Here is a 24,548-nt window from a genome sequence, read left to right as displayed (position 1 = left end):
TCCAGAAGGGCACGTGTTCCATGAAAGACCTGACAGGCAAGGTGGCTCTGGTCACCGGCGGATCGAAGGGTGTGGGCAAGGCCATCGCGCGTGAACTGGCCTCGCGCGGCGCCTCGATCGTCCTCAACTACTTCCATTCGCACGACCAGGCCAAGGCGACCCGCGACGAGCTGACCGCCGACGGCCACCGCGTCGACCTGATCCGCGCATCGGTGGCCAGGCAGGAGCAGGTCGACCGGATGTTCGCGGAGATCGACCGGCTGCACGGCCGGCTCGACATCCTCGTCAACAGCGCCGCCGACGGCGCGCTGCTGCCGGTGGACGAGGTCACCGACGCACACCTCGACAAGGCCATCGAGACCAACTACAAGGGCGGGCTGCGCGTCGCGCGCGGCGCCGCACCGCTGATGGCCAGGGGCGGCGGCGGCTCGATCGTCACCGTCTCCGCCCTCGGCGGCTCCCAGATGGTGATGGCCAACTACCTGGCCTGCGCCCCGGCGAAGGCCGCGGCCGAGGCCGCGTCGCGCTACCTGGCCGTGGAGCTCGCGCCGCTGGGCATCCGGGTCAACACGGCGTCCGCCGCCATGCTGACCAGCGAGGTGGCGGACAAGTTCCCCGACGCGGACCGGATGCAGGACGTCATCGCCCGGGCCACCCCCTTCGGGCGGCTCGGCACACCGGAGGAGTTCGCCACCGTGGTGGCCTTCCTCGCCTCCGACGACGCCCGCTGGATCACCGGCCAGGTCGTCCTCGCCGACGGCGGCCTCACGCTGGGCGCGGCGCTGCTGTCGCCTCCGGCGGAGGCGGCGCCGGCTGCGGAGCCGGTCGTGGCGCCGGTGGCCTCGGCGCCGGTGACCTCGTCGCCCGTGGCCTCGTCGCCCGTGGCCGAGGCGCCCCAGGCCGACGTGGCCCAGGACGATGCGCCCGTGCAGGTCGTGGGGTCCGAAGTGCCCCTCACCGAGGCGGAGTTCGGGGACGATTCGATCGCCGTCGTCGGTATGGGTCTCGCCGTCGCGGGGGCGAACAGCCCCGAGGAGTTCTGGAAGCTCCGCATGACGGGGGACGAACTGTTCGTCAAGGTCCCCGCCGACCGCTGGGAACACGAGCGCTTCCACTCGCCGGACACCGCCGCCGAGGACAAGGCGTACGCCGACCACTGTGTGTTCATCACCGGGTTTGAGCCCGCCGAAGGCTCCCTCGACGGCATGGAGGGAGGCCCCGACGACCAGGAGTTCACCACCCAGTGGCTCCGCCACAGCCTGGTCCAGGCGCTCGACGGGGTCCGCCGCAGCGACACCGACAACTGCTCCTTCGTCGTCGGCTACACCCCGGACGGCAGCCAGCACCTGGAGGAGGCCGGGGTCCTCGACAGCGTCACCAGGATGACGCACGACATCATCGACGACCTGGCCATGACCGACGCCGAACGGCAGGCGCTGCGCGGGGGCATCGACACCTCCCTCACCGACCGCTACCGGCGCCGCGGCGAGAACCCCTCCCGGTTCCTGCCGCACCGCGTCGGTGAGCTCGCCATGGAGGGCATCCTGCCCTCGTCCACCGAGCTGCACATGGTCGACACCGCGTGCTCCTCGTCGCTGTACGCCATCGACATCGCGGCCAAGGGCCTGCTGATGGGCAAGCAGGACATCGCGGTGTGCGGCGGCGCCTTCGCCCTTGCGCCGCGCGGCACCGTCCTCTTCTCCAAGCTCCAGGGACTGTCCAAGAGCGGCAAGGTGCACGCCCTGGACGAGGCCGCCGACGGCGTGATCTTCGCCGACGGCGCCGCCCTGGTCGTACTGAAGCGGCTGAGCAAGGCCCAGGCGGACGGCGACCAGGTCCTCGGCGTGCTGCGGGCGTTCGGCTCCTCGTCGGACGGCAAGGGCAAGGCGATCTACGCGCCGAACTCGGCCGGGCAGAGCCTCGCCGTGCAGCGCGCGCTGGAGAACGGCGACGTCAACGGCGACGACGTCGACTGGATCAACGCGCACGCGACCGGCACCCCCGCCGGTGACCTCGCCGAGTTCTCCACCCTGCGGGAGCACTTCGGCACCTCGCGGGCGACCGCGGTCACCTCCAACAAGTCCCTGATCGGACACACCGGTTGGGCGGCGGGCGTCGTCTCGCTCATCGAGAACCTCAAGGGCCTCGAGAAGCAGACCGTGCCGGGCCAGTTCCGCTTCACCAACCCCCGCGAGGACTTCCGTCTCGCCGACACCCAGCTGGACATCCCGGCCGAGGCGGCGCAGTGGTCCGAGCACGGCGACAGGCCCCGGCTCGCCGCCGTGTCCGGCTTCGGTTTCGGCGGCACCAACGCGCATCTGATCGTCGCCGAGAACCAGCCGCGCCTTGAGACACCTCGCGTGCAGGCACAGGCACAGGCACCGGAGGCCCCCGCCGAGACGATCCCCGCCACCAAGAAGCCCGACCCCGACAGCCGCGTCGTCATCGTCGGCTGGTCCTCGCACCTGCCCGGCCTCGCCGACCGTGACGAGGTCTCGGACTGGCTGGCCGGCGGCAAGCCGCCGCTGGACACCTTCGGCGCCGACTATCCGTCGCCGCCGTTCAACGAGGTGCGGCTGCCCCCCAAGACCATCAGGGCCCTGGACCGCTGCCAGCTGATGATCCTGCAGTGCGCCCACCGCCTCCGCGACCAGATGCCCGACTTCTGGGGCAAGCAGGCCGCCAAGACCGGTGTGTTCGTCGGGCACATGGGCCCGACCCGGGCCGCCATGCTGTACGCGAACCGCTGCTACCTCGACGACATCGGGCAGGCCGTCGCCGACTCGCCGCTGGCCGGTTCACCGGCCGCCGGGCAGGTACTCGACCGGCTGCGCGAGCAGGTCAAGGCGATGATCCCGGAGTCCAACGAGGACGCGTTCCCCGGCCAGATGCCCAACATCATCTCCGCCCGGGTCGCGAACTACTTCGACCTCAACGGCCCGAACATGACCATGGACTCGGGCTTCGCCTCCGCGCTGTCGTCGATCACCTCGGCCGGACGCTACCTGCGCACCGGCGAGCTGGACTTCGCACTGGCCGGCGGCATCAACGGCAACAGCCTCCCCGCGTACCGCTCCCTGATCGGCGGCCTGCTCCCCGAGCAGGAGGAGGAACTCGCCGAGGGCGCCTTCCTGTTCGCCCTCGCCACCGAGGAGCGGGCCGTGGCCGAGGGCCTGCCGATCCTGGCGTACGTCGACGAGCCGCTCGGCAGCGCCGCCGAGCAGCCCGGCGCCGCACCCGAGCGGGAGTCCGTGCGGTGCACGGAGCCCGCGCACGCCCGCTATCTGGGCGCGGCCGGTGGCCTCGCCGTGCTGAAGGCCCTGCACGGGCCCGCCGGCACGGTGGAGGTCTCCTGCGACCAGACCGGCGGCGCACCGGGCGCCCGGCTGCGGCTGACCGTCCCCGGTCCCGTCGAACCCGCCCCCGCACAGGGCGGGGAGCACGGGTCCTCCGTCACCGGCACCCTGCCGCCGAGCTTCGTGTCGGACACGCACACCGGGGAGGGCGTTCCCCTGCGGGTGCGCCGCCAGGTTCCGGTGTTCGAGGCGATCCCGGCCCGGCAGGTGCGGGAGCCCATCGCGTTCCTGCCGGACGGCGCACTCGTCGTCACCGACATACCCGGCCCGCTGGCCGACGCGGTGGGCCCCGACAGCGCGCTGACCGTGCTGTCCACCACCCCGCTGAAGGCCCCGAGGCCCGGCTGGCACCACCTGCCCGAGGTCACCCCCGACACGGTCCGCGCGGCCCTGGCGGACGCCGGGCAACCGGTCACGCACCTGCGGGTCCTCGCGGGCCTGGGGAGCTCCGCGCCCGCCGGGCAGCCGCTCACCGAGGGCTCGGCGCCGGTACTCGCCCTGCACGACGCGACGTACCTGGCACTCCAGAACACCCACGCCGGTCTCTCCACCGCCGAGTCCACCCTCGTCATGCTGTTCCTCGACGCGGTGCCCGGCGGCACCCCGCACCCCTTCTCCGGGCTCTTCACCGGCCTGCTCAAGAGCGCGGGACGCGAGCTCACCGACAGCACCAGCTTCGCGCTCCTCACCTCGGCCACCGAAGTGGCCGACGGAGTGCGGCGCGTGGAGGAGGAGAGCCGGGCGCACCGCACCTTCCCCGTCGTCGTCGACGCCGACGGGGTGCGCCGCACCCCCCGGCTGCACGACGAGCCGATCGCCCTCGACGCCTCCGCACCGGCGGCGCTCGACCGGGACTCCGTGGTCGTCGTCGCGGGCGGCGCCCGTGGCATCACCGCCGAGGTGCTCAAGGAGGTCGCCGCCGAGTTCGGCCCCCGTATCCACGTCTTCGGCAGCAACGACCTGGACAGCTACCCTCCGTCGGTCTTCGAGGGCAGCGACGAGGAGTTCGCGGCGGGCCGGGCGGCGTACATCAAGACGGAACTCGCCAAGGCCAAGTCCAAGAACAAGGGCAAGGCGAGGGGCAAGGGCAAGGGCGCGGCCAAGGGCCCGTCGGTCGCGGACCTCAACAAGTCCTTCGACCGGATGCTCAACGCCCGGGACGCCCGCCACAACCTCGACACGATGACGGAACACAGCGGCGCGGGCCGGGTCACCTACGTGCAGTGCGACATGCGCGACGGCGCCCAGGTGGAGAAGGCCATCGGCGCGGTGCTCCAGGAGCACGGGCGCATCGACCTGCTGGTCAACGCCGCGGGTCTGCAGCGCTCGGCACTCATCAAGGACAAGGACTTCGGGGAGTTCACCTCGATCCGTGACCTGAAGGTCGAGTCGTACCTGAACCTCAAGTACGCGCTGCGCGACGCACCGCCCCGCATGTGGTGCAACTTCGGTTCGCTGCTCGGGTACTTCGGGCAGCTCGGCGAGTCCGACTACGCATCGGCCAACGACTTCCTGGGCACCGCGGCGACCTATGCGGCGGCCACCTCGGAACTCGACGAGTTCACCATCGGGTGGACGCTGTGGGCCGGTGTCGGCATGGGGGCCAACGAACTGACCAAGGCGTACTACGAACGGGCCGGCTCCTACAGCAGCATGGCCGTGCCCGAGGGCGTGCACCACTTCGTACAGGAACTGCACGCGCCCGTCAGGCGGCCCTCCCTCGTGCACCTGGGAGAGGCCGAACGCGCCACCGTCGAGGAGTTCTACCCCGGTTACCTCACGGAGGACCCGGCCGCCGGTGAGGCGGAGCCCACGCAGCCAGGCTTCTTCCTGCGCCGCCTCGTCGAGTCGACGGCCACGTCCGCCGAGTTCGAGTGCCGCTTCGACCTGGACACCGACGGCTATCTGGAGCACCACACGGTGCGCGGCGAGCCGACCCTGCCCGGTACGTTCGTCACCGAACTGGCCGCGGAGGCCGCCCGGTACCTGGTCCCCGACCAGCACGTCGTCGCCTTCGAGGACCTGCGGTTCGAGCACTTCCTGCGGGTCTACCGCGACCTGCCGACGGCCCCCAAGCGGCTGTACGCGCGGATCGCGTCGACCGACGGCTCCACGACCGCCGTCGAGGTGCGGATCACCGAGGACGTGGTCTCCCCGACAGGTGTCGTGCTCATCAAGGACCGGGTGCACTTCACGGCCCGCGTCCTGCTCGCCGACTCCTACTCCACCGCCCCGCGGTGGGAGGCGTGGGACACCGCGGACGACACCCCGGTACCGGACCCGTACCACCAGCCGGGCTCACCGGTGCAGCTCACCGGTCCCTTCGTGTCGACCACCGACACCCGTATCCACCCCAACGGCAAGCGGGGCCGCTACGCCCTGTCGCTGCCCGACGGCGACCCGACGTGGCCCCGGTTCACGGTCCCGAGCATCCTGCTCGACGGCCTGGCCCGGGTCGGGGTCCTCGACCTCGTCGACGGCCATCTGATCCCCGTCGCCGCGCCGCTGTCGATCCGCCGCATCGACCTGTACGAGGACACGAACGACCTGTCCCTGTCCCGGTCCGGCGACGACATCGAGCTGTACGCCACGCCGCCCGGCTTCGACCTGACGGCGGACCTGATCGACAACCGGTTCGTCGCGACCCGGCCCGACGGCCGGATGCTCCTGCAGATGAAGGACATGCAGGCGACGCTGATCGGCTACGTCGACGCCCGCACGGGCGAAGCCGTCTCGGCCGACCGTGACTGACGAGGGAGGAGACCGCAGCATGACGACATCCGTACGCGAACGGCCGCCCTCGCCGGTGGCCGCCGACAGCGCGGGAGGCGCCCCGGCCTCCGTGCAGGCGGTGAGCCGGATGGAGTGGCACCTCACCGCTCTGCCGGCGCCCCCCGCCGACCCCGCGCGCCTCGCGGGGATGCGGGTCCTGATCGTCGGCGGCGACGACGGGACCGCCGCGGCCGTGGAACGTGAACTGACCGGGTACGGCGCCCTGGTGCGCCGCCACCCGGCGGCTCCCGGGGGAGCCGTGGACGCGATCGTCGACCTCACGGTGGGCGGCGGCGCGTCCGGCCCCGGCGACCTGGGCGAGGCCTGGCGCGAGCCGCTCCTCCAGACGGTGGCCGCGCTGCGCGAGCACTACGACGACTGGTCCGCCGAGACCTCGGCACGGCGCCTGTACTACCTGGCCGTGACCTACCTGGGCGGCGGCATGGGCCACCACCCCGATGACGACCTGACGCAGCCGCTCGGCGGCATCTGGGCGGGGCTCGCGAAGACGCTGCACCGCGAACTGCCGAACTGCAACGCACGCGTCGTCGACACCGGCCTGGACGCCCTCGCCGACCTGCCGGGCATCGTCGCCGCCGAACTGGGCAGGCCCGGCGAGCTGGAGGTCGGGCACCGCGACGGACAGCGGCTGACCCTCACCCCCGTCGCCCGGCCCGCCGGGCGGCCCACCGTCCCGCTGGGCCCGGACGACTGCGTGCTGATCTCGGGCGGCGGGCGGGGCATCGGCTGGGAGCTGGCCCGCTCGCTGGCCGCCACCCACGGCCTGCGGGTCGTGGTGACGGGCCGGGAGGAGTTCCCCACCGGCGACGAACCGTGGTTCGGCGCCGCGGAGAGCGAACTCAAGGCGTACGAGAAGGAGTTGTGGGCCCGGCTGCGGCAGGGGGCGACGCCGGTGGAGATCCGGCGGGACATCGCCCGCACCCGCCGCCTGTGGGAACTCTCGACGAACATCACCGAAGCCAGGGCAGGCGGGCTGCGCGTCGACTACGCCCGCTGCGACTTCACCGACCTGGAGCAGGTGCGCGCCCTCGTGGAGCGCGAGGGCGACGCGCTGACCGGAGTCGTGCACAACGCGGGCGTGGACACCGCGGCCAGGCTGCCCAAGAAGAGCGACGAGGAGATCCTGCGGACCGTCCGCACGAAGATCGGGGGTTTCCTCAACCTCTTCGACCAACTGCAGGGCCACCGGCTCAAGTTCTTCTGCAGCGTCGGCTCCCTCACCGGGCGGCTCGGCGGCATGGTCGGCCAGCTCGAATACGCGGCGGCCAACGAAGGCCTGGCCCGCCTCGGCCGGTGGGCGAGCCGCCGCGCGGACTTCCCCGTGATGACTCTGGCCTGGCCGACCTGGGACCGCATCGGCCTCATCTCCAACTTCTCGGCGACGCTGCGCTACATGGCGGCCATCGACATCACCGAGGGCCTCGCCAAGTGGCAGGCGGAGCTGCGGGCCGGATCCGACGGGGAGGTCACCTTCGTGGGGCCGCTGGGCAGGGCGATGAGCCCCGGCCAGGCCACCGACTACCCCGTCGTGCCCGACCTGCCCGGCTTCACCGACACCTACCCGCGGATCTTCCACCTGGGGGAGGTGACGACGTATCAGCCGCACGCGCGCATGGTGTCGCGGGTGACGTTCGACCGTCACCGGGCGCCGGTCCTCGGCGACTTCCAGGTGGACGGCACGGCGGCCGTCCCCGTGAGCATCCTCCTGGAGAGCGCGGTACGCGGCGCGGAGTGGATCGTCCCCGAGGACTTCCCGGCGCTGCGGGCGGGCTCCCTGGAGGAGGTCGTCGTACCGCTCGACCTGCTGCGGCTCGACGCGGGAGCGACCGTGTGGGAGCGGGAGGTGACCGGTGCGCACGAAGGGGACACCTGGGTGGTCACCGTGCGCTTCCGGCGGGCTTCGGACGCCGCCGGGGACGGTCCCGAGGCGAGCCTGCGGGTCGTCCACGAGCCGGGAGGCACCCGCTCTCCCGTCCTGGCGCGGCCTGACGTGAAGCCGACGACCGTCTGGCGCTCCGGCCCGCCGCTGCTGAGCTGGCGCGGCTCGGTGGTGCCCGCCGCCGACTGGTCCGAAGGGCCGGACGGCCTCCTGACCGCCGTGGTGCGGCCGTGCGTCCCCAACGACCTGTGGGCGACGCTCCACGCGCCGCGCACCGTACTGCCCGTCTCCGCGCTGGAGAACGTGGTCCGGGCCGGCGCCAGCCAGGGCGAAGGCGTCTCGGTCGCGAGGGACCCGCTGGTCTTCGGCCGCATCACGCTCCATTCCGAGGAGCACGGGAATTCCCTCGTCGAGGGCGACACGGCCCTTGGGGTGTGGAAAGTGAAGAACGCGGAATCCGGGACCCCCGTCATGAGCGTCTCGGGCCCGCGCGGGCCGGTCGGAAACGGCTGACCGCCACCCCTGTACCAACGCTCCAAATATCACCGCACGAAATATCACCGCACGGAAATAAGGAAAGGTAGACATGTCGAATCTGCAGGAGAACAAGGCCGTACTGGAGCGCTACTACGAGGAGTGCCTCAACAAGGGCAACCTCGACGTGATCTACGAGGGCGCCGGTGACGACCACATCAGCCACGGCACGGCCCCGAACGGCAAGGAAGGCGTCGAGCACCTCAAGGAGTGGGTGCGCCTCCAGCGCGCTTCCTTCCCCGACCTGCACGTGACGGTCGACGACTGGATCCTGGAGGGCGAGAAGGTCGTCAGCCGGTTCACCGCGCGCGGCACCCACACCGGTGAGCCCTACGAGGGCGTGCCGGCCATCGGCCGCGAATTCGCCGTCAGCGGCATCGTGATCGACGAATTCAAGGACGGAAAGATCGTCGAGAGCTGGTTCTCGCTGGACGGCCTCGAACTCGCCAAGCAGCTCGGCGCCCTGGGCTGAAAAGGACCGGCCCCGGCGCCCTCGGGTGCCGGGGCCGGCGCGCGACCCCAAGCCCCGAACTCCAAGAAGCCTGAATCTCAAGTAACCCGAATTCCAAGAGACCCGAATTCCCCTTGCTGCCGCGGTACCCCGCACAGGGACATCCCCGATGATCGGGGCAGAGAATAGGAGAGTGGGATGACGACATCCCTGCCCGTGCTCATCACCGGCTGTTCCTCCGGGATCGGCCGCGCCTGCGCCCTGCGGATGCACCGGTCCGGCCTGATCGTGTACGCCACGGCACGCAGGCCGGAGACCCTCGCCCCACTGGCGGCCGAAGGCATCCGGACGCTCCGCCTGGACGTCACCGACGAGAAGAGCATGCGTGAGGTCGTCGACCTCATCGAGGCCGAGCACGGCTCGGTCGGCGCCCTCGTCAACAGCGCCGGATACGCCACGTCGGGCGTCGTGGAGGAGGTCGGAATCGAGGACATGCGGCAGCAGTTCGAGACCAACGTGTTCGGACTCGCCCGCCTCAGCCAGCTCGTGCTGCCCGCCATGCGTGCCGCGCGGCGCGGGACCATCATCAACATCTCGTCGATCTTCGGCCGTTACGCGGTCCCCGGCGGCGGCTTCTACCAGGCGTCCAAGCACGCGGTCGAGGCACTGAGCGACGCCCTGCGCCTGGAGGTCGCGGACTTCGGCGTCCGGGTCGTCCTCATCGAGCCGGGCCCGGTGCGTACGACCGACTTCGGCGCCACCTACGTGGCCAACTTCAAGCCCGTGAGCCAGGACTACGAAGCGTTCCGCCGGCGCACGGCCGACTACTTCGACGCCATCTACACGGGCAGCCGCCGCTCCCTGGCCGGCACCTTCGCCATCCAGTCCGACGACGTCGCCAAGGTGGTGGAGCGCACGGTCCGCAGCCCACGCCCGAGCGCCCGCTACCCCGTCGGATTCCTCGCCCGCAGCACCCTCGCCCTGCGCCGCCTCGCCCCGGACGTCGTCTTCGACAACCTTTTCGTGCGGCGGGTGTTCCCGGTGCCCCGCGACGAGACCCGCCGGGCGACACCGAGCCCGCAGTCCCGACCGCAGCCCCGCCACGAAGGAGACCGCCGATGACCGCCACCACAGCCCCCGCCACCACACCCAGCGGCGCCGCCCGTGCTCCCGGCCCCAAGGGAGTCCCGCTGCTCGGCAGCCTCGGTTCCTGGCGGCGCAACACCGCCGAGTTCCTCCTCGGCCTGCAGCGCGACTACGGCGAGACCGTACGCATGCGGCTCGGACCGATGACGGTCCACCAGATCACCGGCCCCGAAGCGGTGCAGCAGGTCCTGGTGAAGAACAACAGCAACTACGTACGCGGCCCGCTGTACGAGCAGTTCAGCGTCGTCATGGGCAAGGGTCTGCTCACCACGGACGGCGAGTACTGGCGCGGGCACCGCCGTGCGGTCCAGCCCGCGTTCCAGAAGAACACCATCCTCGACATCGTCCCGAACATCGTCACCGCGACGAACGAGATGCTCGACGATTGGGAGGCCAAGGCCGCCCGCGACGAGCCCGTCGACCTGATGACGGAGATGCTCAAGCTCACCCTGATCACGCTCAGCCGCTCGCTGTTCGCCTACGACATCAAGCCCTCGTCCAAGGTGCTCAAGCACATCGTCGACGACGTGGTCGAGGTGATGTTCCGGCGCGGTACGCCGTCCGAGATGATGCCGTCCTGGCTGCCGACCGACCGCAAGCACAAGATCGCCCGCATCCACCGGGTCTTCGACAAGATCGTCGCCGATGTCCGCGAGAGCTACGCGCGCACCGGCGAGGGCTCGCTGATATCCCTGATGGAAGAGGCCAAGGACCCCGTCACGGGTGAGCCCTGGACCGACCAGGAACTGCGCGACGAACTCCTGACCATCTACCTGGCGGGACACGAGACGACCGCGGTGTCGCTCTGCTGGACCCTGCTCTCGATCGCCAACCACCCCCCGGTGCAGGAGGAGTTGGACGCGGAGATCGCCCAGGTCCTGGGCGGCGGCCTGCCGGACACGCAGAACACCGACGCGCTGACGTACACCAAGATGGTGGTGGACGAGAGCCTGCGGATGCACCCGCCGATCTGGATCTTCCCCCGCGCGGCCGTCGGCCCGGACAGCCTGGGCGGCTACGACATCGAGGCGGGCTCGTCGATCCTGCTCTCACCCCTCGTGTCCCACCACAACCCGCTCCACTGGGACAACCCGCTGGCCTTCGACCCGTACCGCTTCACCCCGGAGGCGGTGAAGGAGCGCCCGCGCATGGCCTACTTCCCGTTCGGCGCGGGCCCGCGGCAGTGCATCGGCAACACCATGGCGCTGCTCGAACTGCGGACGATCGTGACGATGATCAACCAGCGGTTCAAGCTGAGCATGATCCCGGGCCACTCCCTGCAGTACGGCTCACCGGTGATCTCGCTGCGCCCCTTGCAGGACGTCATGGTGCGCGTGAAGGCACGCGAGGGCGCGGCAGCGGTCAGCCGCACGGTGGCCGCACCCGCACCCGCACCCGCACCCGCGTCCACCTCCACGGCGCCGGTTACGGCGGCGCAGAAGTGCCCGGTCACCGGCACCTCGGGATCATGAGGTGAGGGCCGTATAGCCTGGAGAGGTGCTCAGAGAAGTCATCGCGACCCGGTACGTGAACCCCTTGCACACCGGGGGCTCCGTGCCCGGCGTGGTCGAGGCCGACGATTCCGGCACCTACGTGGTGAAGTTCACCGGGTCCGCGCAGGGCCGCAAGGCGCTGGTCGCCGAGATCATCGTCGGCGAACTGGCCCGTCGGCTCGGCCTGCGCTTCCCCGAGCTCGTCCTGGTCGACTTCGACCCGGCGGTGGCGACGGACGAACCGCACCAGGAGGTGCGGGACCTGCTGGACGCCAGCGCCGGAATCAACCTCGGCATGGACCTCCTGCCGGGCGCCGTGGACTTCACCCCCGAGGCGCTGGACGTGGACCCGCTGGAGGCGGGCAAGGTGGTCTGGCTCGACGCCCTCACGGCCAACGTCGACCGCACGGTGCACAGTTCGAACCTGATGATCTGGCCCACGTTCGGCATCCACGAGCCGAAGCTGTGGCTCATCGACCACGGCGCGGCACTGGTCTTCCACCACCGCTGGGGCGCGTCGGCACCGGACAAGGTCTACGACTTCCGCCACCACGCCCTCGGGGGGTACGGGCCCGATACGGCCGCCGCTGATGCCGAGCTGGCGCCTCTCGTCACGGAGACCGTTCTCCGTGACATCGCCGCCCTGGTGCCTGACGCGTGGCTGGCGGATGAGCCGGGGTTCTCGTCGCCTGACGAGGTGCGGGAGGCGTACGTTGCCTTCTTGCTGGCCCGGGCGCGGGCCTCGGCGGCCTGGCTGCCGGTGGATTTCCCGTCCCGGGGTGAGCTTGCCGCCGCCGATGCCCGGCGTGCTGCGGCTACTGAGAAGGGGCGGCCCGCCTGGCTCAAGCGGGTGCCTGATCTGCACGGGAAGCCTGCGGCTGAACAGGACTGGTCCTCGCATCTCGGTTAGCCGCGGGCCGTTTGTGTCTGGGCGCGCAGTTCCCCACACCCCTTGAGGGGCCCACGACTGAGCCCCCGGCGCTGTGCGGTGCCGGGGGCTCAGCCATGAACTGCGTACGAGAAATCAGCGAAGCTGCTCGTAGGCCGGGAGGGTCAGGAAGTCGGCGTAGTCCGCGTCCAGGGAGACCTGGAGGAGGAGGTCGTGGGCCTGCTGCCACTTGCCGGCCTCGAAGGCCTCCTCGCCGATCTCGGCGCGGATGGCGGCCAGTTCACCGGCGGCCACCTCGCGGGCGAGGTCGGCGGTGGCGGTCTGGCCGTTCTCGAAGACGACGCCCGCGTTGATCCACTGCCAGATCTGCGAGCGCGAGATCTCGGCGGTGGCCGCGTCCTCCATGAGGTTGAAGATGGCGACGGCGCCCAGGCCGCGCAGCCACGCCTCGATGTAACGGATGCCGACCTGGACGGCGTTGACCAGGCCGTCGTACGTGGGCTTCGCGTCGAGGGAGTCGATGGCGATCAGGTCGCCGGGTGCGACCTTCACGTCCTCGCGCAGGCGGTCCTTCTGGTTGGGCTTCTCGCCGAGGACGGCGTCGAAGGACTTCATCGCGATCGGGACCAGGTCCGGGTGCGCGACCCAGGAGCCGTCGAAGCCGTCGCCCGCCTCGCGGTCCTTGTCGTTCTTGACCTTCTCGAACGCGACCTTGTTCACCTCGGCGTCCTTGCGGGACGGGATGAACGCGGCCATGCCGCCGATCGCGTGCGCGCCGCGCTTGTGGCAGGTGCGGACGAGGAGTTCGGTGTACGCCCGCATGAAGGGGGCGGTCATCGTCACGAGGTTGCGGTCCGGCAGGACGAACTTGGAGCCGCCGTCACGGAAGTTCTTGACGATGGAGAAGAGGTAGTCCCAGCGGCCGGCGTTCAGGCCCGACGCGTGGTCGCGGAGCTCGTAGAGGATCTCCTCCATCTCGTACGCGGCCGTGATCGTCTCGATGAGGACCGTGGCGCGGACGGTGCCCTGCGGGATGCCGACGTAGTCCTGCGCGAAGACGAAGATGTCGTTCCAGAGACGGGCCTCCAGGTACGACTCCGTCTTCGGGAGGTAGAAGTACGGCCCCTTGCCGAGCTCGATGAGGCGCTTGGCGTTGTGGAAGAAGTACAGGCCGAAGTCGACGAGCGCGCCGGGCACCGGCTGCCCCTCGAACTGCAGGTGGCGCTCGTCCAGGTGCCAGCCGCGCGGGCGCATCACGACGGTGGCGAGCTCGCCGGCGTCCTTGAGGGAGTACGACTTGCCGCTGCGGTCGTCGGTGAAGTCGATGCGGCGCTCGTAGGCGTCGGTGAGGTTGAGCTGGCCGAGGACCACGTTCTCCCAGGTGGGCGCCGAGGCGTCCTCGAAGTCCGCGAGCCAGACCTTGGCGCCCGAGTTCAGGGCGTTGATGGTCATCTTCCGGTCGGTCGGACCGGTGATCTCGACGCGGCGGTCGTTCAGGGCGTCCGGGGCCGGCGCCACCTTCCACGAGTCGTCCGCGCGGATCGCCGCGGTCTCGGGCAGGAAGTCGAGCGTGGAGGTGCGGGCGATCTCGGCGCGGCGCTCGGCGCGGCGGCTGAGGAGCTCGTCACGGCGGGGCGTGAAGAGCCGGTGCAGCTCGGCCACAAAGGCGAGGGCCGCATCGGTGAGGACCTCCTCCTGCCGCGGCAGAGGCTCCGCGTCGACGATGGCCAGCGGGGACTGCGCTGGTGCGGACATGAGCTGTCACTTCCTTCAGCGAGCTTCACAGGTGGTGCCGCGGCGGCCGCCGGGCAGTCTCAGTGACACTCAGTGCCACAGGAGCCGAGATACGGCCGTGGACCCCACTTGAGGGAACGGGTGCTTCTGAACAGTGGATACTAGTTTCCTCATAGTGGAAGTTCAATCGTCTGTTGATGTCGAGATTCTCTTCATCGACAGAACGTGTCGCTGAGTGCCATCCCGGTCACTCAAGGTGGAACAGGTCAGCGGGGGTGTCGATGTCGTACGCCTCGGCCACGTCCCCGCACTCGACGAGTGTGATTTCTCCCGCGTGTTCCTTCAGATAGGCGCGCGCCCCGCGGTCGCCGACCGCGCTCGCCGCGATGCCCGCCCAGTGGTCGGCGCCGAAGAGCACCGGGTGGCCGCGCTCCCCGTCGTACGCGGCGGCCGCGAGGGTGGCGGGGGAGCGGTACGCGGCGTGCACGCGGGCGATCGCGGCCGGGCCGATGCCGGGCTGGTCGACGAGCGAGACGAGTGCGGCGCTCGCCGCGCCCCCCTCTTCGGCTCCGCTCCGGAGCAGGGAGTCGAGCCCCGCCCGCAGCGAGGAACCCATACCCTCTGCCCACTCGGGGTTGTCGATCAGTACGCACCCGGGGAGCGAGGCCTTCTCCCGTACGACATCGGCGTCCGCGCCAAGCACCACGTGCACGCGCGTGCAGCCGCCCTCGCGCAGGACGCGGACCGCGTGTTCCACCAGTGGGCGCCCCTGGTGGTCGAGGAGCGCCTTCGGCCGGCCGCCGAGGCGTCGCCCGCCGCCCGCGGCGAGGAGGAGACCGGCGATCATCGGGTTCGTCATGGCTCCTGCATACCGCACCCGGACCGCGCGGTCGCGGGCTCCCGGCGCCGGAGGCGGTGTCTTCCGGCCACAAAGTGGCGCGTCCTGCGCCCTGTGGCGTTTACTGGCCCGCGTCCCTCTGGCGTCTGACCAACGCCGCGTGGGGACGGCAAGATCTGCACGAGAACATACGCACGAGTCGTGCGAGGGGGGAGAGCTGTGTTGCGGAGCGTGGGGCAGAGGCGAGTGACCGGCAGCGATGAGGATCCGCGAGTTGCGGAGTTGGGCACGGCGGTGTCGAGGCTGCGCCGTGAGCTCGCCGCGCATCCGGTCGAGTTTCCCGACCGGGGCATCGCCGAGGAAGAGCTGGCGGCGCTGGCCTCGATGGCACTGAGTGGCGCGCCGGAGGTGCCTCGGCTGCGGCGCTCGCTGCTCCTCGTCGCCGGAGCGATCGGCTCCGTCAGCGCCCTCGCCACGGGGCTCGCGGCGGTCCGCGGAGCGGTGGACCTCTTCGGGGAGCCGGGAGCCAGGTAGGGCTTACACCTGCTGCGGGTGGTGGGGCGAGGCACGAAACCCCGCCCCGCCAACCTTCGGGCACCGTCGCTCACCGGCTCCGCCGAGCTCGTCCTCAATCGCCGGACGGGCTGAGATCCACCGTCCCGACGGTCTCAAGCGCTGGCCGGGCTCAATCCCCGCCTCGGCCCGGCGGCTTCAAGCGTCAGGCGGGCTGGAATTCTCCCGCCGCCTGGCGGGCTCGCGTGCCGGACGGCTGAAATCCTTCGCCACGGCTCGGCGGGCTCTCACGCGCCGGACGGCTGAAATCCCCCCGCCTCGGCCGGCGATCTCACGCGCCGGACGGGCTGAGATCCCCTCGCCACGGTCCGGTGGCCTCATGTACCGGACGTGCTGAAGTTCCCCCACCACCGCCCAGCGGCCTCACGCCCCCGAAGCGCTGAAAGCGCCCATCCTTCCGTCCGTCATCTCCACTACCCGGTCGGCGACACCCAGGCGCGCGCGGTCGTGGGTGACCAGGACCGTTGCCGTGGCCCACTCGCGCGTGAGGCGGCCCAGCAGGTCCAGGACCGCCGCGCCCCGTTCGTGGTCCAGCGCGCTGGTCGGCTCGTCGACCAGGAGAACCGCGGGTGCGTTCATCAACGCCCTTGCGATGCCGACCCGTTGGCGTTGGCCGCCCGAGAGCTGGTGCGGGCGCCGGTGTGCGAGGTCCGCCAGGCCCACGGTGTCGAGGAGTTCCCGTGACCTCGCCCGGATCGCGCCGGCGCCGGAACGGCCGCCGGCACCGCCGTCCAGGCGTGCCATCAGTTCCACCTGTTCCAGCGCCGTCAGCGACGCCAGCAGATTCGGCTGCTGGAAGACGATTCCCATCCTCCTGCGCCGCAGCTCCGCCCGTTCCGCCGCCGACAGCGGACCCGTCTCCGTGCCGCCGACGACCACCCGCCCCCGGTCGGGCGTCACCAGCGTCGCCGCCACCGCCAGCAGGCTGGACTTCCCGGAGCCGGACGGGCCGACGACCGCCGTCAGTGTTCCGGCGGGGACATCGAGGCCGACGCCGTCGAGTGCCGTGAGCCTCCCTTCCCCGTCCGGGTACGTCAGCGTGATGTCGTGGAGGGACAGACTCATCGGGCACTCCCCAGCGCGGTCAGCGGATCAACGGCGGTGATCCGCCGGACGGACAGGCCCGCGCCCAGCGCCCCGAGGGCGATCATCACGGCGGCGGGCCACAGCACGGTCGGCGGATCGAGCACGAAGGGGACGTCGCCGCCGCTGATCGCGGCACCGACCAATGCCGCGATCCCCGTCCCCAGGGCGGTCCCGGCGGCCAGCATCAGCACGGCCTGTCCGAGAGCGTCCCTGAGCAGATACGGAGTGGACGCGCCCAGCGCCTTCAGCACCGCGATGTCACCGGCGCGCTGAATCGTCCACACCGTGAAGAACGCTCCTATGACGAGCGCCGAGATGACGAAGAGGAAGCCGCGCATGAGCTGCAGCGAACCGTTCTCCGCCTGGTAGGAGCCGATGGCCGTGAGCGCGCCGTCGAGGGACTTCGTCTCCGTGCCCGCCGCCTCGTCCCCGGCCGCGAGATCCACCCCGCCACCGGTCCGCAGCGCGATGACCGTGGCCTGGTCGTCCATCGACGTACCCCGGTGGCCGAGCCCCTGCCAGTCGTCGAGCGCGGTCCACACGACAGGCGTATGGCTGTACGAGGCGTCCGACGCGACCCGAGCGACCCGCTCCTCGCCCCGGCCTCCGCCCCCGCCCAGGCGCACCGCGTCCCCGGGGCCGACGCCGAGGTCGGCCGCGGCCTTCTCCGAGAGCACGACCTCACCCGGTGCGATGCCGGACGGCGCGATCGCTGAGTCCGGCTCGACGCCGAACGCGGACACCGCGGCCGAGCGGTCGCCCGCCGCGGCGTTGAGAGTGCTGATGCCGACCGGCTCGGCGGACCGTACGCCGGGCTGATCCGCCCAGCTCTCCCAGGCGCGCTGTTCCACCTGGGACGCGGTGAACGAGACCGACTGGCCGGACGGCGGCGCGGCGAAGGCCAGATGGTCGGCGGGCAGGCCGGTGATCGCGGAGGTGTTCTCCCTGGCGAGCCCGGCGGTGAGACCGGAAAGCAGCCCCACGAGCAGAGTGATGAGCACGACGACGGCTCCCATCAGGGCGAACCGCCCCTTGGCGAACCGAAGGTCTCTCCATGCGACGAACATGTCCCCACCCTCCGTCCGCGCACGCCCCCACGGCATCGCGCCACAGCACGCTTCACCCGAATCGAAGGGGGGAGCCCGCGATCAACCTTTCGGTTGACGGAAGCGTGGGCGGCTGCGCCTACGCTGGAGGGTCCGATGAACACCTCCACCGCGCCTTGGCCCCGGCCCGTGGGGAGCGCCGGACCCCCGACTCCGCCCTCATCCCCGACCGAGGCCCCAATGCTCTCCGCCGACCCCCTGACGCCCTCCCGGACCACCCCCGTCGCCCTGACCCTGCGCCTCTGCCTGCACGCGCTGCTCGCCGGGCTGCTCGCGCTCGCCGCGGTGCGGGCCCTCGCAGACGGCGGACCGCGGGGCGCTGCCGTCGTGGGCGCCGCGCTGGTCATGGGGGCGGTCTACGCGGCGGGCACGCTCGGTCCGGCCGTGGCGCGCTCGCAGCGCGCGGCAGCGGTGTGGCTCGCGGCGCTCGGCGTGTGCTGGGTGGTGCTGCTCGTCCTGTCCCCGGACGGGCTGTGGACGGCCTTCCCCCTGTACTTCCTGCAACTGCACCTGCTGCCGTTGCGCTGGGCCCTGCCCTCCGTAGCACTCACCGCCGCTGCTGCCATCGCCAGCTTCCTGCTGCACGGCTCGCCCATCTCGCCGGGCAGCTTCATCGGGCCGCTGCTCGGCGCGGCCATGGCGGTCGCCACCGTCCTCGGGTACGAGGCGCTGTACCGGGAGAGCGAGCGGCGCCGTGAGCTGATCGACGAGCTCATGGCCACGCGCGCCGAGCTCGCCGCCGCCGAGCGGACCGCGGGCACCCTCGCCGAGCGTGAGCGTCTCGCGCGCGAGATCCACGACACGCTCGCACAGGGGCTCTCCTCCATCCAGCTTCTGCTGCGTGCCGCGCAGCGTGCCCTGCCGACTGGATCGCCCGCCGCCGCGCACATCGAGCAGGCCCGCGCCGCCGCCCAGGACAACCTCGCGGAGGCGCGCCGCTTCGTACGGGCCCTCAGCCCGCCCGACCTGGAGCACGGCTCGCTGGCCGGAGCGCTGGAGCGGCTCTCCGCGTCCGCGCCGCCCGGCGCCGAGGACACCGCGTCCACCGAGGTCCAGGTCAAGTTCAGCGTGAGCGGTACGCCCGCCGAGCTGCCCACCCCGTACGAGGTCGCCCTGCTCCGCACCGCACAGTCCGCCCTCGCCAACACGTTCCAGCACGCGGGCGCCGGGCGCGCCGAGATCACGCTGAGCTTCATGGACACGTCGGTGTCCCTGGACGTGGTCGACGACGGGCGCGGTTTCGACCCGGCGTCCGCGCCCCGGGAGACCGGGGACGACGGGGGGTTCGGGCTGCCCGCGATGCGGGCACGGGCGCGTTCGCTGGGCGGGACGCTGAGCGTGGAGTCGGCGCCGGGGCAGGGAACGGCCGTCGCGGTCACGCTGCCGCTCCCGACGGCGGCGCTGTGAGCGCCGGGGTGCCGGAGCCCATCCGGCTGCTCCTCGCCGACGACCACCCCGTCGTACGGGCCGGGCTGCGCGCCGTGCTCGACACCGAGCCGGACTTCGCTGTCGCGGGTGAGGCGGCGACGGCCGAGGCCGCGGTGTCGCTCGCCGCGACCGGCGGGTTCGACGTCGTCCTGATGGATCTTCAGTTCGGTACGGGGATGCACGGGGCGCGGGCCACGGCGGCGATCACCGCCGAGCCGGGAGCGCCGCGGGTGCTCATCCTGACGACGTACGACACCGACGCCGACATCCTCGCCGCGGTCGAGGCGGGAGCCGCGGGCTACCTCCTGAAGGACGCGCCGCCGGAAGAGCTGGCAGCGGCGGTACGGACCGCCGCCGCTGGGCAGTCCGCGCTGGCTCCCGCGATCGCCCACCGCCTGATGGACCGGATGCGGGCGCCGGGGGAGGCGCTGACCGGGCGGGAGCTCGAGGTGTTGCGGCTGGTGCGGGAGGGCCTCTCGAACCTTCAGATCAGCCGCCAACTCTTCCTGAGCCAGGCGACGGTCAAGTCCCACCTGGTGCACATCTACGCGAAGCTCGGCGTCGACTCCCGCACGGCGGCGGTGGCGGTGGCGACGGCGCGGGGGCTGATCAGGGCCGGGGCGGGGTGACGAAACGCCGGACGGGCTGGAGATCTCCAGCCCGTCCGGCGTTTCGTCACCCCGCCCCGGGGGCTAAGCCGCCGGCCCCGAGCTGGCCAGCGCGGCGGAAAGCTCCACCGCCACCTCCTGCAGCACCGGCACGATCTTCTCCACCGCGGCCTCGGTCACGCGGCCCGCCGGGCCGGAGATCGAGATGGCCGCCGACGTGGGGGAGTTGGGGACCGACACCGCGAGGCAGCGCACCCCGATCTCCTGCTCGTTGTCGTCGACCGCGAAGCCCGCCCTGCGGACCTCCTCCAGCGCGTCGAGGAAACCCTCCGGCGTGGTGATCGTCTTCTCCGTGGCGGCGGGCATCCCGGTGCGGGCGAGCAGAGCCCGTACCTCCTCCGGCGGGGTGTGGGCGAGAAGTGCCTTGCCGACGCCCGTGGAGTGGGGGAGGACCCTGCGGCCCACCTCGGTGAACATCCGCATGGAGTGCTTGGACGGCACCTGCGCGACGTAGACGATCTCGTCCCCGTCGAGCAGCGCCATGTTCGCGGTCTCGCCGGTCTCCTCGACAAGGCGTGCGAGGTAGGGGCGGGCCCAGGTGCCGAGGAGGCGCGAGGCCGATTCGCCGAGGCGGATCAGGCGCGGGCCGAGCGAGTAGCGGCGGTTGGGCTGCTGGCGTACGTAGCCGCAGGCGACCAGGGTGCGCATCAGGCGGTGGATCGTGGGCAGCGGGAGGCCGCTGCTGGCGGAGAGCTCGCTCAGGCCGACCTCGCCTCCGGCGTCCGCCATCCGTTCGAGGAGGTCGAAGGCGCGCTCAAGGGACTGGACACCACCGCTGGCAGCGGGCGGCTTGGAGGCGGCGACTTCGGTGGAGGCGTCGCTGGCGCTTGACGTCGGCACGGCGCAGTCCTTTCGGGGCTGACGGGCAAGGCAGCAGCCTACCGGGCGGTTCCTCGACGGCTCCCTTTGCGGCCTTGGCGTCAGTGCCTGTCAGGGCCGGTCAGAGACCGGTCCGGGACCGGTCGGGGAGCCTTTGTCCGCTTCTCCGCCGTCACGCCTCGTGATCGTTTGACGGCCCGGTTGTGCGTAGCTACGTTCTGGCCTGCGGAATTCTAATTCCACTTTGTGGAAACGTCCAGAGTGCTTCAGGTGGCCTCTTGACGGCTCGGGGTCGGCCGTGAAGACTCATTCAACAGAACGTTGAATTCCGTTTAGCGGAATCGAATGGTCTGTGTAGCGGAAAAGAACGAACAGCCAAGCAACAGAAGCAGCTGCCAAGCAACAGCGAAGAGAGGGCGTTGAGGACGTGGACGTAGAACTGGTGCTGCGCTCGACTCGCGTGATCACCCCGCAGGGAACGCGCCCCGCGTCGGTCACGGTCTCCGGCGGGAAGATCGCGGCCGTGCTCGCGCATGACGCCGACGTACCGGCGGGAGCCCGCGTCGAGGACTTCGGCGACGACGTCCTGCTGCCCGGACTCGTCGACACGCACGTCCATGTGAACGACCCGGGCCGCACGGAGTGGGAGGGCTTCTGGACCGCCACCCGCGCCGCTGCCGCCGGTGGCATCACCACCCTCGTCGACATGCCGCTCAACTCCCTGCCGCCGACCACGACGGTCGACAACCTGCGCACGAAGCAGGACGTCGCCCGCACCAAGGCGCACATCGACGTCGGCTTCTGGGGCGGCGCCCTGCCCGACAACGTCGGCGACCTCAAGCCCCTGCACGACGCCGGTGTCTACGGCTTCAAGTGCTTCCTCTCGCCGTCGGGCGTGGACGAGTTCCCGCACCTGGACCAGGACCGCCTCGCCACCTCCATGGCGGAGATCGCCGGCTTCGGCGGCCTGCTCATCGTGCACGCGGAGGACCCGCACGAGCTGGACGCGGCCCCGCACAAGAGCGGCCCCAAGTACACGGATTACCTCGAGACCCGCCCGCGCGTCTCCGAGGACGTCGCGATCGAGGGACTCATCGGGCTCGCCAAGCGGCTCGGCGCCCGTGTCCACGTACTGCACCTGTCGTCGTCGGACGCGCTGCCCCTGATCGCCGCCGCCAAGCGCGAAGGTGTCAAGCTCACCGTCGAGACGTGCCCGCACTACCTCACGCTCACCGCCGAGGAAGTCCCGGACGGCGCGAGCGAGTTCAAGTGCTGCCCGCCCATCCGCGAGGCCGCCAACCAGGACCTGCTCTGGGACGCGCTCGCCGAGGGCACCATCGACTGCATCGTGACGGACCACTCGCCGTCCACCGCGGACCTCAAGACCGACGACTTCGCGACCGCGTGGGGCGGCATCTCCGGGCTCCAGCTCAGCCTCCCCGCGATCTGGACCGAGGCCCGCAAGCGCGGCCACAGCCTCGAGGACGTGGTGCGCTGGATGTCGACGCGCACCTCCGAACTGGTCGGACTCGACCAGAAGGGCGCCATCGAGGCCGGCCGCGACGCCGACTTCGCGGTCCTCGCGCCCGACGAGACCTTCACCGTGGACCCCGCGGAGCTGCAGCACCGGAACCGAGTCACGGCGTACGCGGGCAAGACCCTCAGCGGCGTCGTGAAGTCCACCTGGCTGCGCGGCGAACGCATCCTGCACGGCGGCGAGTTCAGCGAACCCGCAGGCCGACTTCTGGAAAGGAACAACTGATCACTGTGACGGCGATACCGACCTTCACCGGCGACGCGAGCCCCTACGGCGGCGGCGACCCCTACGCGGACTACCGCACCGCGGACTTCCCCTTCACCCAGTACGCCAACCTCGCCGACCGGCAGCTCGGCGCCGGTGTGATCGCCGCCAACGACGAGTTCTTCGCGATGCGCGAGAACCTCCTCCTCGCGCACCCGGCCGTCTTCGACCCGGAGCACTTCGGGCACAAGGGCAAGGTCATGGACGGCTGGGAGACCCGCCGCCGCCGCGGCGTCTCCGGCGAGCACCCGTGGCCCACCGCCGACGACCACGACTGGGCGCTCGTACGCCTCGGCGCCCCCGGCGTCGTGCGCGGCATCGTCATCGACACCGCCCACTTCCGCGGCAACTACCCGCAGGCCGTGTCCGTCGAGGGCACCAGCGTCGACGGTTCGCCGACCCCCGAGGAACTCCTCTCGGACGACGTGAAGTGGACGACTCTCGTGCCCCGCACGGCGGTCGGCGGCCACGCGGCCAACGGCTTCGCCGTCGACCTGGAGCAGCGCTTCACGCACCTGCGCGTCAACCAGCACCCGGACGGCGGCGTCGCCCGCCTGCGCGTCTACGGCGAGGTCGTCGCCGACCCCAAGTGGCTCGCGGCACTCGGCACGTTCGACGTCGCCGCCCTGGAGAACGGCGGCCAGGTCGAGGACGCGTCCGACCGCTTCTACTCCCCGGCCACCAACACCATCCAGCCGGGCCGCTCCCGCAAGATGGACGACGGCTGGGAGACCCGGCGCCGCCGCGACAACGGCAACGACTGGATCCGCTACCAGCTGGTGGCCCAGTCCGAGATCCGCTCCGTCGAGATCGACACCGCCTACCTCAAGGGCAACTCGGCGGGCTGGGCCGCGCTTTCGGTCCGTGACGGCGAGGACGGCGAGTGGTTCGAGGCCCTGCCCCGAACCCGCCTGCAGCCCGACACCAACCACCGCTTCGTCCTGGACGCCCCGGTCGTCGGCACGCACGTGCGCATCGACATCTTCCCGGACGGCGGCATCTCCCGCCTGCACCTCTTCGGTTCGCTCACCGAGGCGGGACAGAGCCGCCTGACGGCGCGTCACCAGGAGCTGGGCGGCTGAACCGGAGCCGCTGAGGCCCCCTGAAGAACGTGGGGCGCACCGGGTGGACAGCCCCGGTGCGCCCCATCACCATGCCCGCGCGCGGTTACGCGGTGTACCCGCCGTCGGCCACGAGCTCCGCGCCCGTGATGAACGCGGCGTCCTCACCGGCGAGATAGGCGACGAGCGAGGCCACCTCGTCGGCGGAGCCGAAGCGGGCCAGCGCCGTCCCCGCCTTCTGCGGCTCGGCGAACGGGCCGTCGGCCGGGTTCATGTCCGTGTCGATCGCGCCCGGGTGGATCACGTTCACGGTGATCCCGCGCCCGGCGAGCTCCCGGGCCAGGGGCTTCGTCATGCCGGTCAGCGCCGCCTTGCTCATCGCGTAGAGCGTGCCGCCGCCACCACCGGAGTACCGGGTGAGCGCCGATCCGGTGGAGATGATCCGGCCCCCGTCGGCCAGACGTCCGGCGGCGGCCTGCGAGGCCAGGAAGACCGAACGTACGTTGATGTCGAGCACCCGGTCGACGTCGGAGAGCGCCAGGTCCCCGATGGGGGCGAGGACCCCGATGCCCGCGTTGTTCACCAGGATGTCCAGGCGGCCCAGGTCGTCGGCGGCGCGCTCCACCGCGCCCGCGGCGTCACCGGGGTCGGCCGCGTCGGCCTTGATGGCGAACCCGCGCCGTCCGGCCGACTCGATCTTGGCGACGACGTCGAGAGCGGCCGACTCCTCCTTGACGTACGTGATCGCGACATCGGCTCCCTCCTGTGCGAGCCGCAGGGCGATCGCCGCCCCGATGCCGCGGCTGCCACCGGTGACGAGAGCGGTCTTGCCGGTTAGAGAAGACATTTCTTGAACCTCATTCGCGTGGGTATGCGGGGTAATGCCTGAGAAG

17 protein-coding genes are annotated in these 24,548 nt (G+C 71.3%); 11 read left to right on the top strand and 6 right to left on the bottom strand.

The window, feature by feature from the left end:
• Nucleotides 1–20 precede the first annotated feature (20 nt).
• The 6 genes from OG302_RS10110 (at nucleotide 21) to OG302_RS10085 (ending at nucleotide 12,562) form a co-directional block, all read left to right on the top strand.
• Nucleotides 21–6,107, top strand: a complete 6,087-nt coding sequence (locus OG302_RS10110; RefSeq protein ID WP_371526466.1) for an SDR family oxidoreductase — start codon at nucleotides 21–23, stop codon at nucleotides 6,105–6,107.
• A gap of 19 nt (nucleotides 6,108–6,126) precedes the next feature.
• Complete coding sequence (locus tag OG302_RS10105) at nucleotides 6,127–8,541, top strand: KR domain-containing protein (RefSeq protein WP_371526465.1); 2,415 nt, start codon at nucleotides 6,127–6,129, stop codon at nucleotides 8,539–8,541.
• 73 nt (nucleotides 8,542–8,614) lie between these two features.
• A complete protein-coding gene (locus OG302_RS10100; protein ID WP_371526464.1) occupies nucleotides 8,615–9,034 on the top strand; it encodes an ester cyclase in 420 nt (139 codons plus the stop codon).
• A 177-nt stretch (nucleotides 9,035–9,211) separates the two neighbouring features.
• On the top strand, nucleotides 9,212–10,135 hold the full coding sequence (locus tag OG302_RS10095; RefSeq protein WP_371526463.1) for an SDR family NAD(P)-dependent oxidoreductase: 924 nt from the start codon (nucleotides 9,212–9,214) through the stop codon (nucleotides 10,133–10,135).
• Nucleotides 10,132–11,631, top strand: coding sequence for a cytochrome P450 (locus tag OG302_RS10090; protein WP_371526462.1), 1,500 nt, complete (start codon nucleotides 10,132–10,134; stop codon nucleotides 11,629–11,631). The genes OG302_RS10095 and OG302_RS10090 overlap by 4 nt, the downstream gene beginning before the upstream one ends.
• Nucleotides 11,632–11,656: 25 nt before the next feature.
• Entirely contained in the window at nucleotides 11,657–12,562 is a 906-nt protein-coding gene (locus tag OG302_RS10085; RefSeq protein ID WP_371526461.1) for a HipA family kinase, read from the top strand.
• Nucleotides 12,563–12,676: 114 nt separating this feature from the next.
• Here OG302_RS10085 and aceB read toward each other — a convergent pair whose 3' ends face one another.
• Both aceB and OG302_RS10075 read right to left on the bottom strand, forming a co-directional pair.
• A complete protein-coding gene (gene aceB, locus OG302_RS10080) occupies nucleotides 12,677–14,296 on the bottom strand; it encodes a malate synthase A (protein ID WP_371526460.1) in 1,620 nt (539 codons plus the stop codon).
• A gap of 226 nt (nucleotides 14,297–14,522) precedes the next feature.
• A complete protein-coding gene (locus OG302_RS10075) occupies nucleotides 14,523–15,134 on the bottom strand; it encodes an NTP transferase domain-containing protein (protein WP_371526459.1) in 612 nt (203 codons plus the stop codon).
• A 198-nt stretch (nucleotides 15,135–15,332) separates the two neighbouring features.
• On the opposite strand from OG302_RS10075, the gene OG302_RS10070 reads away from it, so the two are divergent.
• Nucleotides 15,333–15,647, top strand: coding sequence for a DUF5955 family protein (locus OG302_RS10070; RefSeq protein WP_371526458.1), 315 nt, complete (start codon nucleotides 15,333–15,335; stop codon nucleotides 15,645–15,647).
• 402 nt (nucleotides 15,648–16,049) lie between these two features.
• Here the strand turns inward: OG302_RS10070 and OG302_RS10065 are convergent, their stop codons facing one another.
• Complete coding sequence (locus OG302_RS10065) at nucleotides 16,050–16,751, bottom strand: ABC transporter ATP-binding protein (protein ID WP_371526457.1); 702 nt, start codon at nucleotides 16,749–16,751, stop codon at nucleotides 16,050–16,052.
• Complete coding sequence (locus tag OG302_RS10060; RefSeq protein ID WP_371526456.1) at nucleotides 16,748–17,839, bottom strand: ABC transporter permease; 1,092 nt, start codon at nucleotides 17,837–17,839, stop codon at nucleotides 16,748–16,750. The genes OG302_RS10065 and OG302_RS10060 overlap by 4 nt, the downstream gene beginning before the upstream one ends.
• 219 nt (nucleotides 17,840–18,058) lie before the next feature.
• Between OG302_RS10060 and OG302_RS10055 the strand changes: the two genes are divergently transcribed.
• A complete protein-coding gene (locus OG302_RS10055; RefSeq protein WP_371526455.1) occupies nucleotides 18,059–19,285 on the top strand; it encodes a sensor histidine kinase in 1,227 nt (408 codons plus the stop codon).
• Between the two features lie 8 nt (nucleotides 19,286–19,293).
• Nucleotides 19,294–19,935, top strand: coding sequence for a response regulator (locus OG302_RS10050; RefSeq protein ID WP_371526454.1), 642 nt, complete (start codon nucleotides 19,294–19,296; stop codon nucleotides 19,933–19,935).
• A 63-nt stretch (nucleotides 19,936–19,998) separates the two neighbouring features.
• On the opposite strand, the gene OG302_RS10045 is transcribed toward OG302_RS10050, so the two are convergent.
• On the bottom strand, nucleotides 19,999–20,814 hold the full coding sequence (locus OG302_RS10045) for an IclR family transcriptional regulator (protein WP_361838737.1): 816 nt from the start codon (nucleotides 20,812–20,814) through the stop codon (nucleotides 19,999–20,001).
• A gap of 406 nt (nucleotides 20,815–21,220) precedes the next feature.
• Between OG302_RS10045 and allB the strand changes: the two genes are divergently transcribed.
• On the top strand, nucleotides 21,221–22,555 hold the full coding sequence (gene allB, locus OG302_RS10040) for an allantoinase AllB (protein ID WP_371526453.1): 1,335 nt from the start codon (nucleotides 21,221–21,223) through the stop codon (nucleotides 22,553–22,555).
• Between the two features lie 5 nt (nucleotides 22,556–22,560).
• The gene (alc, locus tag OG302_RS10035) at nucleotides 22,561–23,676 is read left to right on the top strand and encodes an allantoicase (RefSeq protein WP_371526452.1); all 1,116 of its coding nucleotides are present in this window, start codon (nucleotides 22,561–22,563) and stop codon (nucleotides 23,674–23,676) included.
• 85 nt (nucleotides 23,677–23,761) lie between these two features.
• On the opposite strand, the gene OG302_RS10030 is transcribed toward alc, so the two are convergent.
• Nucleotides 23,762–24,502, bottom strand: a complete 741-nt coding sequence (locus tag OG302_RS10030; protein ID WP_361838729.1) for an SDR family oxidoreductase — start codon at nucleotides 24,500–24,502, stop codon at nucleotides 23,762–23,764.
• Nucleotides 24,503–24,548 lie beyond the last annotated feature (46 nt).

It is taken from the genome of Streptomyces sp. NBC_01283 (assembly GCF_041435335.1).
Classification (GTDB): domain Bacteria; phylum Actinomycetota; class Actinomycetes; order Streptomycetales; family Streptomycetaceae; genus Streptomyces.
Note: the sequence above shows the minus strand (reverse complement) of the source record. Positions and strands in the feature narration are given on the sequence as shown.